Below are 16,758 nucleotides of genomic sequence, written 5' to 3' on the forward strand. Positions count from 1 at the left end.
ATATGGAAAATTCAAATTTAGAAAGTATCATGTCCCTCATTATGTATGGTGGCGAGGCAAAGAGCAATGCCTTTGAAGCGATTCAAAAAGCTAAAAAAGGCTGTTTTGAAGAAGCACGTGAAAAATTAAAATTAGCTAACAAGGATTTAATATCGGCTCATAAATCTCAAACCGAAATGCTGACACAGGAAGCTCAAGGTGAAAAGATTGAGCTTAGTCTTTTGATGGTGCATGCTCAGGATCATTTGATGACAAGTTTGACTTTTATTGACTTGGCAAAAGAAGTCGTTGCAGTATATGAACGACTAAACCAAGTGGCTAAATAATCTAACATCATTCTCTTTAAGAACTTTGATAGGTTGAACGACTTGTCAAAGTTTTTTTAAATAATTAACAGACGATTATTTTATTTATCACCTGATAATTATTTAAAAAAACTTTAGAAACCGCTTGCAATAAAATAAATTTGTGCTATACCTAATTTACGGATTGTTACTGGTCATGCAGGCAAAACCTAGACAAATACGAGATATGAAGTAGGGGAACTGCTTTCTATTTGGTATGTGTTTAGGTTTTTTGTTACCGTTGTTCTATATTTATATGTGCAACAACACAGCTGACCTAAAAAATAAAGGAGGTCCATTATGGCAAAAGATTATACTGACTTAGCTCAGGATATTGTTGCTCACGTTGGTGGTAAGGAAAATATCATCAAGTTAGTGCACTGTGTGACGCGTTTGCGTTTTTCTCTGAAAGATGAGAGCAAGGCAGATACGGAATACTTGAAAAATAGAGACGGTATTGTAACGGTTGTAAAAGCTGGTGGACAATACCAAGTGGTGATTGGGAACCACGTGCCAGATGTGTATGCGGCAGTCATTAAGGAAGCAGGTATTTCTGGTGAGGGAAGTATTGATGTGGATGAGGGAGATGTTCCGCAAGGCAATCTCTTTGACCGATTTATCGCTTTGGTGTCAGGACTTTTCCAACCAATGCTGGGAGCTCTTTCTGCAGCTGGTATGATCAAAGGTGTAGTTGCCATTATGGCAGCTTGTGGTGTTAAGTCGACAGACGGTGCTTATGTCATCTTAAATGCCGCTGGTGACGGATTCTTCCAATTCTTACCATTGATTCTGGCTTTGACTGCTGCTAAGCGGTTTAAAATGGAAAAATTCACAGCGCTTGCGATTGGCTTTGCCTTGGTTTATCCCAATATCGCAGCTAGCTTTACAGCTGCTAAACCACTCTACACGCTATTTGCAGGAACTTTTATTGAGTCAAAAATCTACGCAACTTTCTTAGGTTTGCCGATTATCTTCCCTGCTTCTAGTTATCTATCAACTGTATTACCAATCATTCTAGCAATTTGGGTCGGCTCAAAAATTGAAAAATTCTTTAAACGAATTATTCCAGATGTTGTCAAAGTCTTTGTTGTTCCATTCTTTGTTATCTTAATCACGGTACCGTTATCATTTCTTGTCATTGGACCAGTCATGACATGAGCTTCTGATATAGTCGGTGCTATTTTCACAGGTATTTATAGCTTCAGCCCAATTATTTATGGAATTATTCTGGGTGCTTTGTGGCAAGTGCTGGTTATGTTCGGTCTCCACTGGGGATTGGTGCCGCTTGCAATTTTGGAATTACAAAAAGGACCAGGTGTCATTCTTGTAGCTTCCATTGCTATTTGCTTTGCGCAAGCAGGAGCATTGCTCAATATCTTCTTGCGTACAAAAGAAGAAAAAGTCAAACAGTTGGCTATTCCAGCCTTTATCTCAGCTTTGTTTGGGGTAACAGAACCAGCTATTTACGGGATTACCTTGCCAATGCGAACACCATTTATTGTGACTTGTATTGCTGGTGCGGTTCAAGGGGCTTATCTCGCTTTCTTTAATGCCAAAATGCAAGTAATGGGTGGAATGGGGCTCTTTGCGATTCCGTCTTTCATTGATCCAAAAGATTCACTATTACTCATTCACTTCCTTGTAGCAATTGCAATCAGTTTTGTTCTTGGATTTGTATTGACCCAACTTACAAAAATTCCAACTCTTTATGATGGGGCACAAGAAGTCGCTGCTGAAGAAATCAATCAGCCAGTTGAAGAGATTGCTCCTGAACAGGTTATCACAGCTCCGCTTAGTGGGAAAGTGGTCGCACTTGAAGACACACCTGATGCTGTTTTTGCAAGTGGCGCAATGGGTCAAGGTGTAGCAATTGAACCTAGCGTTGGTGAAGTTGTCGCTCCTGCTGACGGTGTGATTCGTCTGCTTTTCCCAACCAACCATGCGATTGGTTTAGCGACTGATGATGGCGCTGAAATCTTGATTCACGTAGGTATGGATACAGTCGCTCTTGAAGGAGAAGGCTTTATGGCACATGTTACTCAAGGCTCAAAGGTCAAGGCGGGTCAATTATTGCTAAGCTTTGATATAGATGCTATCAAAAAAGCAGGTTATCCTGTTACAACTCCAATCATTGTAACCAATACAGCTGATTATAAGACAGTTGAAGCATTAGCTGGCGGCGATGTGAAACTAGGCGATGATTTGCTGAAAGTAAGTAAATAATCTAAGAAAAGGACAAGCAAAATTTGTAGAGTTCCAAAACAGTTGGTCGAAAAAATCAACTAGAGCTACTACAAGCATGCTTTGTCCTTTTTATTATTTATCATTTCCTGCGTCATGTTTGCTTCTTTGTGCTACAATGTAGATAGAGGAGAATGGAACATGAAAAGATCAGAACGAAAAATACAGTCAGCAACTAATTGGCAGTTTATTTTAGGCTTGCTTTGCGTAGTGTTTTTAGTAGCAGGTGTGATTTTATTAGCTGAAAAAATAAACGATAGCATGAAGATTAAGGCAAAGCCGACAAAAACAAGTATTGTACAAAAGGAAAAAACGTCTTCTTCCCAAAACGGTGTACAGACGGCTCGTATCATGGCAAATGGAGATTTGCTGTATCATGACCTTCTATATATGAGTGCTTTACAGTCAGACGGAACGTATGATTTCACAGAAAACTATCAATATGTCAAACCTTGGCTGAAAAAAGCGGACTTGGTATTAGGAGACTTCGAGGGGACGATTCGACCAAATTATCCTTTGGCAGGCTATCCGCTGTTCAATGCGCCAGAGTCGGTGGTATCCGCTATCAAAGATGCTGGTTATCAAGTGGTGGATTTGGCACACAATCATATTTTGGATTCTCAATTGGAAGGTGTTTTTTCAACGGCAAAAGCATTTGAGCAGCACGGAATTACACCGATTGGGGTCTATACTCATAAAAATCGGGATAAATCATCACTTGTCATTAAAAAAGTAAATGGGATTAAAATTGCACTTCTAGCTTATTCTTATGGATTTAATGGTTTGGAAGAAAACCTCTCTCAGGCAGACTACAATCATCATTTGTCAGATTTAAATGAAGAAAAGATGAAAAAAGAAATTGAGCGAGCCGAAAAAGAGGCAGACATTACCATTGTCATGCCTCAGATGGGGGTTGAATATCAATTGGAACCGACACAGGAGCAAAAAACTCTTTATCATAAGATGATTGAGTGGGGAGCGGATATTATTTTCGGCGGGCATCCGCATGTCGTTGAGCCGTCAGAAGTCGTCACACAAAATGGACAAAAGAAATTCATTATCTATTCTATGGGTAATTTCATCTCCAATCAGCGAATTGAGACGATGGACGGTGTGGAAAATAAGAAATGGACAGAGCGCGGCGTGCTTATGGACGTGACGGTTGAAAAATCAAAGAAAGGGACGATTATCAAGGATGTACAGGCACATCCGAGTTGGGTGAGTCGTGTGGCGAAAGGAACGTATTCACCAGAAGGCTATCCTCTCTACACCTATCAGACCTATATTTTAGAAGATTTCATTGAAGGTGGAAAATACCGTGATAAATTAGATCAAGCCACCAAAGAACGAATTGACACAGCTTATCAGGAAATGAAGGAGCATGTAAATTTGAAATGGGACGAATAGTTGAGATTAAAATAAAAAGCGCTTAAATGAGTCTTGCTGTAGACGACGTTTAAGCGTTTTTGAATATTTTAAAGTGGTTCTAGCTCATCCGCTTGGAAAACTGTTTACCTAACCAGAGTGCAAAAAAGAGATTGCTGATAATGATGAGAACGCCAATGAGACTGAAAACAAGAAGTTCAATTGTGTTGATATGAAGTAAAGTGGTGGTTTTCCAAATGATAATACTGCTAACTGGTAAGCATAGGATAGAGGTCGCAAGAGCTGGGATATAGCGCCTAAGCCAGATAGCTTGCAGGATATGAGTCACCAAATGAAGAGCAAAAGCCACAAATCCTCCCAGCCAGATGAGATAAAGTAGGCGGGTGTGGTAAAAAAGAGCAAAGAAAGAAATGAGGGATACCACGACAAATTCCTCTGCCACAGCTAGCGCGAAACCTTCTGTGGATAAGCCTTTGTGGGTATTTAGAATGAAGGCAGCTTTTTTCTCCAGCAGTTTTTCATTCCGCTCTATCCACGGCATGAAGCCGATGATTTCTTCTAAATCATGAAAAATGAACAGCATCGGAAACAACCAGATAGTATCTTTCATTGAATGCTTCTTTGTTATTTTTTACGATATTGACTAGGAGTTAGTTGGTAATACTTTTTAAACTGCCGATTGAAGTTAGAGAGATTGTTAAAGCCAGACTGTGTAGCAATTTCTAAGATGGGTAAGGTAGAATGCTGCAAGAGTTCAGCCGCTTTTCGCAAGCGAAATTGAATCACATATTCTATACAAGACACCCCCAAATGTTTTTTAAAGAAATTCATGAAATGCGTATCGCTATAACCACAAATTTTGGCAAGTTGGTCAATAGTGATCTCTTCTTGATAATGAGCGCTGATATAGTCAATAATGGTACGGATTTTTTCTTCCTTGCGATAGCCTTCTAAGGTTTGCTCTTTTGAAATGACATAACCATTTTCAAATAAAAGATAAAAGAGTTGATTGAGCTGGGCTTTGAGTTGAAATTCAAAATATTTTGTACGATAATAGCCTATTTTCATAGCATCAAGTAAACATTGCCGAATGTCTGTATAGGCTGGTTGATTGGGCTTGATGACGTGTACAAAATCTAATTGTCCATTGTAAAGTGGCTGCAAATAGTCAATACTGGCTTGATCCATAGTAGAATAGCCCATCAAATCCAAATGAAAGTTGAGAGCATCCATGTAATGGCGGCGATTTTCAATCGGGTGAATCGAGTGAAGGGCATTGGGACGAATAAGGATAATATCACCTGCTTCACTATTAAAGTAATCATAATCAATGTGAAACTGTGCTGTCCCCTCATGGACGTAAATCAGTTCAATATCCGTATGCCAATGAAAGAGAATGTCTGGTTGACCATTTCGGGTAATGGTTCGTGTGAGAGAGTACGGAGTACCTTGGTTTTTGTAAACGATATCTTTATGTAATGTTCCCAGATCCATAAGTGTTGCCTCTTTCGTAGAATAATACCAATTTATAGAAGAATTGTGTTAGAAAATATTCTTTCTTAAGATTATAATATAATTGAGTAAAAAATAAAAGAGGTAGAAGCCATGGGTAAATTTCCAGCAGATTTTCTTTGGGGTGGTGCAACAGCTGCCAATCAATACGAGGGTGCTTACGATGTGGACGGTAAAGGTCTTTCGGTTCAAGATGTGACGCCAAAAGGTGGCATACCAGCTAATGCAGGTGATCTCAATCCTTTGATTACAGATAAGCCAACAGCTGATAACCTAAAATTGGAAGGAATTGACTTTTATCATCGTTACAAAGAAGATATTGCCCTTTTTGCAGAAATGGGCTTCAAGGTTTATCGTACTTCTATTGCTTGGTCACGGATTTTTCCAAATGGTGATGAAACGGAGCCAAATGAAGCAGGTCTAAAGTTTTATGACGACCTTTTTGATGAATTGGCCAAATATAACATTGAACCTTTGGTGACTTTGTCACATTATGAAACACCTTTGCATTTGGCGCGTCAGTATAATGGTTGGGCAAATCGTGATTTGATTGGCTTTTATGAGCGCTATGTTCGTACCGTCTTTACTCGTTACAAAGACAAGGTGAACTATTGGTTGACCTTTAATGAAATCAACTCTGTTTTACATGCGCCGTTTATGAGTGGAGGGATTGCAACTCCAGTAGAAGAATTGTCCAAACAAGATCTTTATCAAGCTGTTCATCACGAACTAGTGGCATCAGCTCTTGCAACTAAAATTGGGCATGAAATCAATCCAGATTTTAAGATTGGGTGTATGGTGCTAGCTATGCCGACTTATCCGATGACGCCAAAACCAGAGGATGTACTGGCTGCCCGTGAGTTTGAAAATCAGAATTATCTCTTTTCAGATATTCATGCGCGTGGTAAATATCCAGCATATATGAACCGTTTTTTCAAGGAAAATGGAATCAAGATTCAATTTGCGCCGGGTGATAAGAAATTGATGGCAGAACATACCGTGGACTTCATCTCCTTCTCTTATTATATGAGTGTGGTTCAAGCTCATGACCCAGAAAGTTATTCTTCTGGTCGTGGAAATGTTCTAGGTGGTCTGCAAAACCCTTATCTGGCAAGTTCTGAATGGGGTTGGCAAGTTGACCCAATTGGTCTGCGTCTAGTTCTCAATGCTTTCTATGACCGCTACCAGTTGCCACTCTTTATCGTAGAAAATGGTCTCGGTGCTAAAGATGTCTTGGTAGATGGTCCTAATGGTCCAACTGTTGAAGATGATTATCGTATTGATTATCTTAAACAACATTTGCAACAGGTCGGCGAAGCGATTGAAGATGGTGTTGAGCTCTGGGGCTATACCACTTGGGGCTGTATTGACCTCGTGTCTGCTTCAACAGCTCAGATGAGCAAGCGTTACGGATTTATCTATGTTGACCGAAACGACGATGGAACAGGGACTTTGGCTCGCTACAAGAAGAAATCATTTGACTGGTACAAAGAAGTCATTGCAACGAACGGAGGAAAACTCTATGAAGATTGAGCACGCAGCCCTTTATGTTCGAGATTTAGAAGGGACTAAACGCTTCTTTGAAACCTATTTTGAAGCGAAAAGTAATCAGCTTTACCATAATCAAAAAACAGGTTTTCAGTCTTACTTCCTCAGCTTTGACGAAGGGGCGAGATTGGAAATCATGACTCGAAAGGAAGGTTTAGCAGAGAACAACCAAGAACTTCTCTTTTTGGGCTATCATCATTTAGCTTTCAGTCTAGGAAGCAAGGAAAAGGTAGATGAATTGACAGTTAGGCTCCAAGCAGATGGTTATCAACTTTTAAGCGGTCCACGCCTGACAGGTGATGGTTACTATGAAAGCTGCATTCTGGGTTTAGAAGGCAATCAGATTGAGTTGACCGTATAATTGATAATTTGCTCCTTATAAATAGAGAGTGGGACAGAAATCAATTATTCGAAGAATTTGATTTTTCAGCAAGTCCTAGTTTCTAGTTGCTGACCTAAAACAGTTCACTGGACTGTTTTACTCCCACCTCCGCACAGATGGTTAGGGTAGCCACTATCGCCGGTATAGTCAGGGATAAGGTTATCCAACTAACCACTGCGTTTTGCAAGCTGAACGATAAAATACATGAGGCTGGGAATTTTTGTTTCAACCTCCTTTTTTGTGTTAAACAAATGAACTGAAAGTTGTAACATAGACATTATTAGAAAGAAAATATGCAAGTGCAGTTCTCTGTTATTTTTACCTTAAAAATTTTCCAAATAGAGAAATCGCTTTGATTTTCCTCCTTTTCAGTCGTATTTATTGCCAAAGGTCAAAAAAGACAAACCTCAAAAAGAAGTTTGTCTCACGTTTTATAAGGGATCACTAAATAGTCACAAGAGCTGTCGTCGCGTACAACTTAACCCCAAAACTTCTTAGCGATTTCTTGACCTTGTTTGATTTTAGCCCATTGTTGTGGAATAGCTAGTTCATTGCCTGAATCGCAGGAAGCAAAACCGCATTGATGTGACAGCAGCAAACGTTCCTTAGGAAGGATGGTGCTGGCTTGTTCTAATAAACGAAGTACACGTTCTTCATCATCTAGATCAGTTGTCTTACTAGAAAGAAGTCCAAGAACAACTTCAGCATCTTTATCTTTAAGAGAAGCAAGAGCCTTCAAATCACCAGATACATCACTGTCCCATTCTAAGAAAAAGCGGTCATAGTGTTGATCACGCAAGAATTTTTCCGCAATGGCTTCATAAGTTCCGCCTGATGCCGAACGGCTTTCATAATTTCCACGGCAGTTGTGTGTCCAAACTTTCAGTCCTAATTGATGACCGTAATCAGCTACTTCGTTATTGATCTCAATGAATTCATCAGCTAAATCAGCCAGCGCAGCATTGCCATCAGCAAAAAACGAAGCAGGATTTGATTCGTCGAAAAGTTCCCAAAGGCAGTCATCAAACTGAATAATCTCACCGCCAGCTTCTTTGTATTCTGTCAAGAATTCCTTGTAGGCCTTGATAAGACCAGCTTTTAATTCGTCATTGGTTTTGTAAACTTGCCCTTCACCAGCAAGTTTATCAAAGATAGTCAGTTCAGTATAAGCATGCGCAGGTCCCCAAATCGTTAATTTTGTTTGCGTATCACCAGCTTCTTCCTTGAGCAGTTTGTAAATATCTAAAAAATGATGATTTTTACCTGAAAGTGGCTGGGTAATGCGAATACCGATGTCTTTACGTGTTTCGTACTGTCCGCCATCATGTTCTTTAAAAGTGTAGCCGTGGTCTGCAATGTAACGTTCAATACCTTTAAGTCCCCAAATAAAATCTAAATGCCACATGGACTTAGAATATTCACCATCTGTCAAAATATCAATACCATTTGCCTTTTCATCAGCAATGACCTTTTTAATCTCTGCTGTTTCTGTTTCACGATAACCCGGAAAACTATCATAAAAAGGATACTGAATATCATCACGATGTTCGATTTTATTTTTGTAGGCAAGTAGGTTGGCTGGGCGGAGTAAGGAGCCAACGAGTTGGAATTTTGATTGTGTCATGTCAAAAGCCTCTTTCTAAATTTCTTACTTTTTATTGTACACAAGCTAAGCACTTTTGAAAAATAGTTAATTTAGAGGAAGGGATATAGTTTAAAACTATACCCGAAAAGACCAGTCCTTGCTTGAATACAATTGTTTCCTCTTCACCCCTCTTTTTTGGTAAAATAGAAGAAAAAGGTTTGTTTACTATTTTGATATTTTTTAAATGTGCTATAATCCTTTTGAATAGGATGTAAATGTAGCCAATCCTGTCCTGCATTATCCAAGCGGAATTACAGAAATGGTAAAAGGATAGTTGTACATCATGAAATAAATGAACGTTGGGATTTGAATTTGAAATGAATGATTGTTAAAGGTGATAACATGACAATTAAGATGGTTGTGACCGATATGGACGGAACGCTCTTAGATGAAAAAGGGGAATTCGATCGAGGTCGGTTGAAAAATATATTGGATGAGCTGGACAAGCGGGAGATGCGGTTTGTGGTGGCAACGGGCAATGAAATTCACCGAATGCGCTTGTTATTTGGTGATTTGCTGGAGCGCGTGACCTTGATTGCCGCAAACGGTGCGCGGATTTTTGATAAAAACGAGATATTGTTAGGCACATGTTGGTCTCCGGACTTGGTGGAACAGGTTTTGTCTTATTTTGAAGGGAGAGAACGCGATGTACACTTAGTTGTTACAGCTGAAAATGGTGCCTTTGTCAAAACGGGGACAACTTTTCCTATGATTGAAAAAGTCATGACAGCAGAAATGGCGCAAGAATTTTATCAAAAGATAAACTTTGTCGAAACATTGCATTCAGACGATTTTCCACAAGTTCTGAAAATGAGTATGGTGGTAAACGAGCAAGTAGCAGTTCAGGCTACTCAACAGCTCAATCAGGATTTCGCAGACACATTAAATGCAGTCACAAGCGGCTATGGAGCGATTGACATTTTGCAAAAAGGAATCCATAAAGCTTGGGGGTTAGAGCAATTGATGCAAAAATGGGAAATTCAAGAGCAGGAAATCATGGCCTTTGGAGATAGTGAAAATGACATTGAAATGCTACAATTAGCAGGCATTTCCTATGCTATGGAGAATGCAGATCCTAAAACCAAGGCAGTTGCCAATCACCTTGCACCAGCAAATACAGAGGCGGGTGTCCTGACAGTATTAGAGAGCTATTTGAGCAAAGGAGAGAGTTAATGGCTGTCCAATTATTAGATGAATGGCTTTTGAATGAGCAAGAGCAGGTCAGACAAAAGTACCAAGATTTGAATCGTATATCCGTCAAAGATCCCGATGTACTTTTTCTGGGAGATTCTATCGTAGAGTATTTTCCATTACATGAGTTGTTAAAAACGTCAAAAACGCTAATAAACCGTGGAATTCGAGGTTATCGATCCGATTTGTTGCTAGAGCATTTAGGATCTCTTTTATTTGGGCAGGCAGTTGATAAGGTCTTTCTCCTTATCGGTACCAATGATATTGGCAAGGAAATCCCCCAGCAAGAAACAGTAAAAAATGTGGAAAGTATCATCCAAACGATTGCTAGGAATTATCCTCTTGCAGAAGTTTGTCTTTTATCTGTCCTACCAGTCAATGAAACCGCTACTTATAAAAAGCGCGTTCATCGAAGAAGCAATCAAAAAATTCAAGCCCTCAATCATGCTTATCAAGAGTTAGCTTCTGCTTATATGAGTGTGACCTTTGTGAATGTCTATGACAATCTGCTGAATGAAGCAGGACAATTAAAAGAAGCATTCACCACTGATGGACTGCATTTGACCGTTGCGGGATACCAAGTGTTGGCAGGCTACTTACAAAATAAAAACTTAATATAACCTAAACATTACTCTATCCAAATGAGACATTATAACAACCAGCTATGACATTTTAGTTTATTCGTTTTTTATTTATATTATAATGTCTTTATCTGATTATTTTATACATTAGAATTAATAAGGAGAGAGAAATGATAACTATTTTTGTACTAGAAGATGATTTTGTACAACAATCTAGAATGGAGAGGACGATAAAAGAGGTTATGAAGAAAAATTCTTGGAAATATCGTCGTATTCATATTTATGGGAAACCCAATCAACTACTTGAATCTATTACAGAAAGAGGTTCACATCAACTTTTCTTTTTAGATATTCAAATAAAAAATGAATCAAAAAGAGGGTTTGAGATTGCAGAAGAAATTCGAAGAAAAGATCCAAATGCAACAATTGTATTTGTAACAACCCATTCAGAATTTATGCCTATAATTTTTCAGTATAAAGTTGCGGCTCTCGACTTTATTGATAAAGGATTAGATGAAAGAGCGTTTTCTAGACATGTTGAAGAAGCTATCAATACTGTGATAGAAAAGCAAGGTCGTACAGTTATTGAAGATTCATTTAATTTTGAAACTTCATTAGCTATGGTCCAAGTGCCGTTTCATAATATTTTATATTTTGAAACATCGCCAACGATTCATAAAGTTATTTTACATACAAAAAATGAGAGAATGGAGTTTTATGCTCGTATTTCAGAAATTGAAAAAGTAGATAAAAGACTTTATAAATGTCATCAATCTTATGTGGTAAATCTTGAAAATATTTTAAAAGTGGATAAAGAAAATGGTAAAGTATATTTTGAAGATAATGAATATTGTTTAGTATCAAGGATGAGATTAAAAGGGTTGATAGATAGAATAAAAAAACTTCAATAGCTTGATAAAGTTGGAGAGATTATGGGAGAAGTATTATATAATATTACATTTTTCATTCATATTGTGATTCTATTATTGATTTTTCATCAAGTGAGTGGAGTAAATCTGAGTAAAAAGTGGTTTATTTTTGCACCATTATTACTTCGTTTTCTGTTTTTTATTGCACCTGTGATTGCTTATTTTGTAACGTTACTTTTTTTGGTGTTATATTCTTTGTATCGAAATGATTTTCACAATAGGATGTTAGATATCTTTTATGGCTTATATCCTGTTGTTGTAGAAAGTCTTTTTAACAGAATATTAACATTTTTTGTTTTTCCATTATTGGGAGTTAGTATGAGAGAAACAGCTAGTAGTGGATATTTCTCATTATTAATTGAATTATTGATTTTCCCAACTTACTATTTTCTTATGATAAATTGTAAAATATAGTGCAACAAAAAAACTCATAGCGTTTCATTGGTGTAAACTGTAAGTAACCACACAAACAGAATCCCGAGGAAAAACTATGAGCTACTTCCATCTTACCATAACCGACCGAATAAAGATAGAAACCTACTTGGAATTAGGTTTGAAACCTTGCCAAATTGCAAGTAAACTTGGCGTCCATAAGTCTACCATTTCAAGAGAGTTAAGACGATGCCAAAATGGTTACTCCGCAGCCCTAGCACAGGAACAGTATGACCACAGGGCTAAGCAAAAAGGTCGGAAGTCTCGTTTGACACCAACGTTGAAAAAGGAAATTGAGGACGGTTTAAAATCCTCCTGGTCGCCTGAACAGATTTGTGGCCGCTATCAGCTTGAACAAAGGCCGATGGTAGCTTTTAAAACAATCTATAACTGGCTCTATGCTGGTTTGATTGCTCTGGATTTGAGTGTCCTTCGTCGTAAAGGAAAAACTCGACAACCTAAAGAAACACGTGGAAGATTTAGGATTGGCACATCGATTGCCAAACGTCCTAAAGAGGTCAGGAATCGTGAGACCTTTGGTCACTGGGAGCTCGATACTGTGGTGTCTTCCAGAGGCAAAAGCAAGGGCTGTTTAGCGACCTTTCTGGAGCGAAAAACGCGCTTTTACTTAGCTTTCAAGATACCAGACAGAACAGCCAAATCCATGTTTTCAGCCATCGAACAACTTTATAAGCTATTTCCAAAAGAGGCTCTTAAAACCTTCACTTCAGATAGGGGAAAAGAGTTTGCCTGCTATCCTCTGGTAGAGAATTTAGGAATTTCCTTTTTCTTTGCGGACGCCTATTCATCCTGGCAGAGAGGAAGCAATGAAAACGCCAATGGCTTACTAAGAGAATATTTTCCAAAGAAAACAGATTTAGCCGCTATCTCTGATGAGGCTTTGAACAAGGCCTTATATGATATCAATCACCGACCACGAAAATGTTTAGCTTACAGAACTGCTTGTGAAGCTCTAGTGGATGAGTACGAGTAAATGTTGCACTTATTCTTGCAATTTATCTTATAAAATCCTTAAAGATTGATTTTAAAAATTTACAACAAGGTTTTAAAAAGCAATACTTAAATCGTTTTTTATGTTTAATTAATTTGACAATGATTGTATATTTTATTCTTTTGCAAATATTGTTAATTTTTGAAGATGTTATCAATTCTGCGATTTTTTATCGACAATATTTAATTGGTATTTATACTATTTTGTTTTTAATAATGTTGATTTATATAAATACAACTTTTAAAGATAGATTAGAGGAGGAGATTATTTATCAAAAGAATAGGCAATTAGAAGATTTAGCAAATTATAATCGACAAATAGAATCGCTTTATAATGAACTAAGGAATTTTCGGCATGACTATATAAATATTTTAAGTAGTATAAAAACAGGGATTGATAATCGCGATATTGATATTATATCTAGCGTCTATAATTCAGTCTTGTCAAAAACCACGGAGCAGTTTCAAAATCCAAAATATAATATTACCAATTTAATAAAAGTAAAAAATGAAGCAGTTAAAAGCATTTTATCCGCAAAGTTACTTGAAGCACAAAGTAAAGGAATAAACATTAGCGTTGAAGCAGAAAAAGATTTCAGTGAGTCACAAATGGAATTGTTGGATTTTGTTACAATTCTCTCAATATTAATGGACAATGCCATTGAAGGAGCTCAGTTAGCACAGAGTTCGGAAATAACGGTAGCTCTTTTTAATAGTGGTAATACAAATGTCTTGATTATAGAAAATACTACGGATGTTGCAAAGATTGATACATCAGATATCTTTTTATGTGGTTTTTCTTCAAAAGGCAAAGATCGGGGAATTGGTTTATATAATGTAGCAAATATATTGAAAAAATATCCTAATGTATCCATTATTACGCAAAGCAAGGATTTTCATTTTAGACAGACAATTGAAATGAGATAAATTATTAGGAAATAAAAATACTTACATACTTAGTTGTAAGTATTTTTATTTTAGTGAGAATAGGTAAATAACAGATGATTAATGTCTCCCATTTAAAAGTTTCCACCAATCAATTGCATTCATAAGAAATCCACCTCCTTGTATTTATTCTATCGAAATTTAAAGAAAATAGAAGACCATTGTCACAATTGGCTTGTATTTTGTCATAACTGGTAAATAAATTCCTAGAACTATTACAGAATATGACAAAATAATGACAGACTTTGACAAATTTCTTTCAAATGAGTGAAGTTAAGCTACAATCAGTTTATAAAATGTAAATGAAGGCAATAAAAGTGTATCAGAATCGATCAAGTCCATATTAGTGATAAATATTGAATCTAACCATATAAAGGAGAAATAGTAATTATGAAGAATCAAAATTGTAATAAAGAAGTTCAACGCTTTTCAATCCGAAAATATTCATTTGGTGTTGCATCTGTATTATTAGGATGTTTTCTGTTTGGTATCACTAATGTTTCAGCCGATGAGAACTCAACGGCTACCATTTCGACTACCACAGAGATTATGTCTTCTCATTATGGGAAAACAATGACTTCTAATTCCGAAAATAGCACTAACAATAATTCGGTAGTAGATAGGAATAACTCAGATACAACTTCTGTAATTGATAATACTCAATCTAAAAATGAGGAAAAAGCTGGCACAATTCAAACTAAACCAGTTGAAAATGTCTCGATATCAAAAAATGAGGTATTATCTTCAACTTCTACACCTAATGACAGTGTAGAGTCTAAAAATAATTCAACAACCTCTATGTCAAGTACTAAAGTCAAAGAGACTGATGATTCTAACAAAGATATATCATCAAGTACTACCTCTTCTATTCAGAAAAAAGATATTCGCATCTCAAAGGATGATAGTCTTGTTGATGAAAATTCGGGTGAAATAAAAGAAATGGTAACAAAGCCTACCTTTACTCCCAAAATAGTACGACATGCTCTAGCTATAAATAATGGTTCGGTGGCAAGAGGTGATGATTATCCATGGAAACATGATAGTGTAGATCCTAATAATAGACACATTGATAAGTGGAGATTATACACAAGAGAATGTACCTCTTTTACTGCTTATCGTCTTAGCTCAGTAAATCATTTTGAACTTCCTGGAGCCTATGGTAATGGAGGACAATGGGGCGGACGTGCAAGACGAGAGGGCTACAGAGTTGATATGAATCCTGCAAAGGGTTCGGTTGCTTGGCTAGATGATGGCTCCTATGGTCATGTTGCTTGGGTATCAAATGTTATTGGAAATAATGTAGAAATTGAAGAATATAACTATGGATATACACATAATTATCACATTCGAACGGTTTCTAAAACGGCATTTAGTGGTTATATCCATTTTAAAGATCTTGCTGGTGGTTCAACTCCTAGTGAACCTACAAAACCTAATACAGGAGGTACATTACCTTCTTCAGGAACCTATCATTTTACAGACCGTAAAGGAATCAAAGCAGAACCTAAAATATCTAGTCCAGACCTTGCTTATTATGATAATGGTTATAGTGTAACTTATGATAAGACTTTAATTGCTGATAATTATGAATGGATTTCGTATGTATCTTACTCAGGGAACCGTCGTTATATTGCTATAAATAAAATTGCAACACCAACCACTCCAGTTGTCAAAGGGACAATTAACATACAAAATAAAAATGATCAAGCAGGAACTTTTGATGTTGTAATCACAAATGTATCAAGTAATAGTGGTTTAAAAGAAGTACAAGTTCCAACTTGGTCTACTCAGAATGGTCAAGATGATATTATTTGGTATAGAGCTACTAAACAAAATGATGGCACTTATAAAGTTTCTGTAAATATTCACGATCATAAAAATAATCGTGGGGAATATAATATCCATCTTTATTACGTTATAGACAATGGTAAACAAATAGGTGTAGGTGGCACCAAAACGACAATTGCAGAAGTACAAACTCCAGCAGTTACTCTTACAGGAACTATTAACATACAAAATAAGAATAATCAAACAGGGACATTTGATGTAGTTATTTCAAATGTTGCTAGTCCGAATGGTGTAAAAGAAGTTAAAGTACCTATTTGGGCAAGTCAAAATGGTCAAGATGATATTATTTGGTATAGAGCCACTAAACAAAACGATGGCACTTATAAAGTTTCAGTTCGTGCAAGTGATCATAAAAATTACCAAGGAGAGTACAATATCCATTTATATTATGTCCAAAACGATGGTAAATTAGTTGGTGTTACTGGTACAAAAACAGACGTACACTTTATCACAAAACCTGCTATACCTGACAGAGGAGTTTATACTTTTACAGGACGATTTAGTATTAAAGCAGAGCCTAAAATTTCTTCTCCTGAATTAGCTTATTATGAAGCTGGAAATACAGTTAATTATGATAAAGTTCTATTTGCAGATGGACATTATTGGATTAGTTACCTTTCCTTCTCAGGCAATCGTCGATATATCAGCATTGCCTAATTTTCTAAAGGCAGAAAATAGGAAATACACATATGTTACAAATAAATTACAAATATTTCTAAAATATGTTGATTTTTACAAAACAAAGTTATATAATGACTTTGGA

At 36.9% G+C, this 16,758-nt stretch carries 14 protein-coding genes and 1 pseudogene; 12 read left to right on the forward strand and 3 right to left on the reverse strand.

Annotated elements, in window-relative coordinates:
- The first annotated feature begins 2 nt into the window (after nucleotides 1-2).
- The 3 genes and pseudogenes from ANG_RS02220 (at nucleotide 3) to ANG_RS02230 (ending at nucleotide 3,992) form a co-directional block, all read left to right on the forward strand.
- On the forward strand, nucleotides 3-326 hold the full coding sequence (locus ANG_RS02220; RefSeq protein ID WP_003038930.1) for a PTS lactose/cellobiose transporter subunit IIA: 324 nt from the start codon (nucleotides 3-5) through the stop codon (nucleotides 324-326).
- Between the two features lie 318 nt (nucleotides 327-644).
- Nucleotides 645-2,567: pseudogene (locus tag ANG_RS02225) on the forward strand (beta-glucoside-specific PTS transporter subunit IIABC).
- A gap of 159 nt (nucleotides 2,568-2,726) precedes the next feature.
- Nucleotides 2,727-3,992, forward strand: coding sequence for a CapA family protein (locus ANG_RS02230; protein ID WP_003038912.1), 1,266 nt, complete (start codon nucleotides 2,727-2,729; stop codon nucleotides 3,990-3,992).
- A gap of 79 nt (nucleotides 3,993-4,071) precedes the next feature.
- Here the strand turns inward: ANG_RS02230 and ANG_RS02235 are convergent, their stop codons facing one another.
- Both ANG_RS02235 and ANG_RS02240 read right to left on the reverse strand, forming a co-directional pair.
- Nucleotides 4,072-4,581: an HXXEE domain-containing protein gene (locus ANG_RS02235; RefSeq protein ID WP_020999827.1), complete on the reverse strand. Its 510-nt coding sequence runs from the start codon at nucleotides 4,579-4,581 to the stop codon at nucleotides 4,072-4,074.
- A 14-nt stretch (nucleotides 4,582-4,595) separates the two neighbouring features.
- Entirely contained in the window at nucleotides 4,596-5,465 is an 870-nt protein-coding gene (locus ANG_RS02240) for an AraC family transcriptional regulator (protein WP_003038853.1), read from the reverse strand.
- A 111-nt stretch (nucleotides 5,466-5,576) separates the two neighbouring features.
- Between ANG_RS02240 and ANG_RS02245 the strand changes: the two genes are divergently transcribed.
- Together ANG_RS02245 and ANG_RS02250 are read left to right on the forward strand one after the other, a co-directional pair.
- Nucleotides 5,577-7,016 (forward strand): glycoside hydrolase family 1 protein, encoded by a 1,440-nt coding sequence (locus ANG_RS02245; protein WP_020999826.1) that lies wholly within the window; start codon nucleotides 5,577-5,579, stop codon nucleotides 7,014-7,016.
- Nucleotides 7,006-7,392: a VOC family protein gene (locus tag ANG_RS02250; RefSeq protein WP_003038936.1), complete on the forward strand. Its 387-nt coding sequence runs from the start codon at nucleotides 7,006-7,008 to the stop codon at nucleotides 7,390-7,392. The genes ANG_RS02245 and ANG_RS02250 overlap by 11 nt, the downstream gene beginning before the upstream one ends.
- A 499-nt stretch (nucleotides 7,393-7,891) precedes the next feature.
- On the opposite strand, the gene ANG_RS02255 is transcribed toward ANG_RS02250, so the two are convergent.
- The gene (locus ANG_RS02255) at nucleotides 7,892-9,037 is read right to left on the reverse strand and encodes a cobalamin-independent methionine synthase II family protein (RefSeq protein WP_025271613.1); all 1,146 of its coding nucleotides are present in this window, start codon (nucleotides 9,035-9,037) and stop codon (nucleotides 7,892-7,894) included.
- Between the two features lie 363 nt (nucleotides 9,038-9,400).
- Between ANG_RS02255 and ANG_RS02260 the strand changes: the two genes are divergently transcribed.
- From ANG_RS02260 to ANG_RS02290, 7 genes are all read left to right on the forward strand, one after another.
- On the forward strand, nucleotides 9,401-10,231 hold the full coding sequence (locus ANG_RS02260; protein ID WP_003038886.1) for a Cof-type HAD-IIB family hydrolase: 831 nt from the start codon (nucleotides 9,401-9,403) through the stop codon (nucleotides 10,229-10,231).
- Nucleotides 10,231-10,869, forward strand: a complete 639-nt coding sequence (locus ANG_RS02265; protein WP_003038917.1) for an SGNH/GDSL hydrolase family protein — start codon at nucleotides 10,231-10,233, stop codon at nucleotides 10,867-10,869. Before ANG_RS02260 ends, ANG_RS02265 begins: the two co-directional genes overlap by 1 nt.
- Nucleotides 10,870-11,000: 131 nt before the next feature.
- Nucleotides 11,001-11,741 carry a response regulator transcription factor gene (locus tag ANG_RS02270; RefSeq protein ID WP_003038927.1) on the forward strand — a complete coding sequence of 247 codons (741 nt, stop codon included), beginning with the start codon at nucleotides 11,001-11,003 and terminating at the stop codon, nucleotides 11,739-11,741.
- A 21-nt stretch (nucleotides 11,742-11,762) separates the two neighbouring features.
- Nucleotides 11,763-12,173, forward strand: a complete 411-nt coding sequence (locus tag ANG_RS11180; protein WP_003038906.1) for a hypothetical protein — start codon at nucleotides 11,763-11,765, stop codon at nucleotides 12,171-12,173.
- 76 nt (nucleotides 12,174-12,249) lie between these two features.
- Nucleotides 12,250-13,185, forward strand: coding sequence for an IS30 family transposase (locus tag ANG_RS02280; protein WP_020999450.1), 936 nt, complete (start codon nucleotides 12,250-12,252; stop codon nucleotides 13,183-13,185).
- Nucleotides 13,186-13,304: 119 nt separating this feature from the next.
- Nucleotides 13,305-14,129, forward strand: coding sequence for a sensor histidine kinase (locus tag ANG_RS02285; RefSeq protein ID WP_003037768.1), 825 nt, complete (start codon nucleotides 13,305-13,307; stop codon nucleotides 14,127-14,129).
- Nucleotides 14,130-14,537: 408 nt separating this feature from the next.
- On the forward strand, nucleotides 14,538-16,652 hold the full coding sequence (locus tag ANG_RS02290) for a GBS Bsp-like repeat-containing protein (RefSeq protein WP_003037735.1): 2,115 nt from the start codon (nucleotides 14,538-14,540) through the stop codon (nucleotides 16,650-16,652).
- Nucleotides 16,653-16,758: the final 106 nt, after the last annotated feature.

The organism is Streptococcus anginosus subsp. whileyi MAS624 (assembly GCF_000478925.1).
Classification (GTDB): domain Bacteria; phylum Bacillota; class Bacilli; order Lactobacillales; family Streptococcaceae; genus Streptococcus; species Streptococcus whileyi.

Coding starts and splice junctions, on each gene's coding strand:
- ANG_RS02290 (WP_003037735.1), top strand. CDS start 14,538: ATGAAGAATCAAAATTGTAATAAAGAAGTTCAACGCTTTTCAATCCGA.
- ANG_RS11180 (WP_003038906.1), top strand. CDS start 11,763: ATGGGAGAAGTATTATATAATATTACATTTTTCATTCATATTGTGATT.
- ANG_RS02220 (WP_003038930.1), top strand. CDS start 3: ATGGAAAATTCAAATTTAGAAAGTATCATGTCCCTCATTATGTATGGT.
- ANG_RS02260 (WP_003038886.1), top strand. CDS start 9,401: ATGACAATTAAGATGGTTGTGACCGATATGGACGGAACGCTCTTAGAT.
- ANG_RS02230 (WP_003038912.1), top strand. CDS start 2,727: ATGAAAAGATCAGAACGAAAAATACAGTCAGCAACTAATTGGCAGTTT.
- ANG_RS02280 (WP_020999450.1), top strand. CDS start 12,250: ATGAGCTACTTCCATCTTACCATAACCGACCGAATAAAGATAGAAACC.
- ANG_RS02285 (WP_003037768.1), top strand. CDS start 13,305: ATGATTGTATATTTTATTCTTTTGCAAATATTGTTAATTTTTGAAGAT.
- ANG_RS02265 (WP_003038917.1), top strand. CDS start 10,231: ATGGCTGTCCAATTATTAGATGAATGGCTTTTGAATGAGCAAGAGCAG.
- ANG_RS02235 (WP_020999827.1), bottom strand. CDS start 4,581: ATGAAAGATACTATCTGGTTGTTTCCGATGCTGTTCATTTTTCATGAT.
- ANG_RS02245 (WP_020999826.1), top strand. CDS start 5,577: ATGGGTAAATTTCCAGCAGATTTTCTTTGGGGTGGTGCAACAGCTGCC.
- ANG_RS02270 (WP_003038927.1), top strand. CDS start 11,001: ATGATAACTATTTTTGTACTAGAAGATGATTTTGTACAACAATCTAGA.
- ANG_RS02240 (WP_003038853.1), bottom strand. CDS start 5,465: ATGGATCTGGGAACATTACATAAAGATATCGTTTACAAAAACCAAGGT.
- ANG_RS02250 (WP_003038936.1), top strand. CDS start 7,006: ATGAAGATTGAGCACGCAGCCCTTTATGTTCGAGATTTAGAAGGGACT.
- ANG_RS02255 (WP_025271613.1), bottom strand. CDS start 9,037: ATGACACAATCAAAATTCCAACTCGTTGGCTCCTTACTCCGCCCAGCC.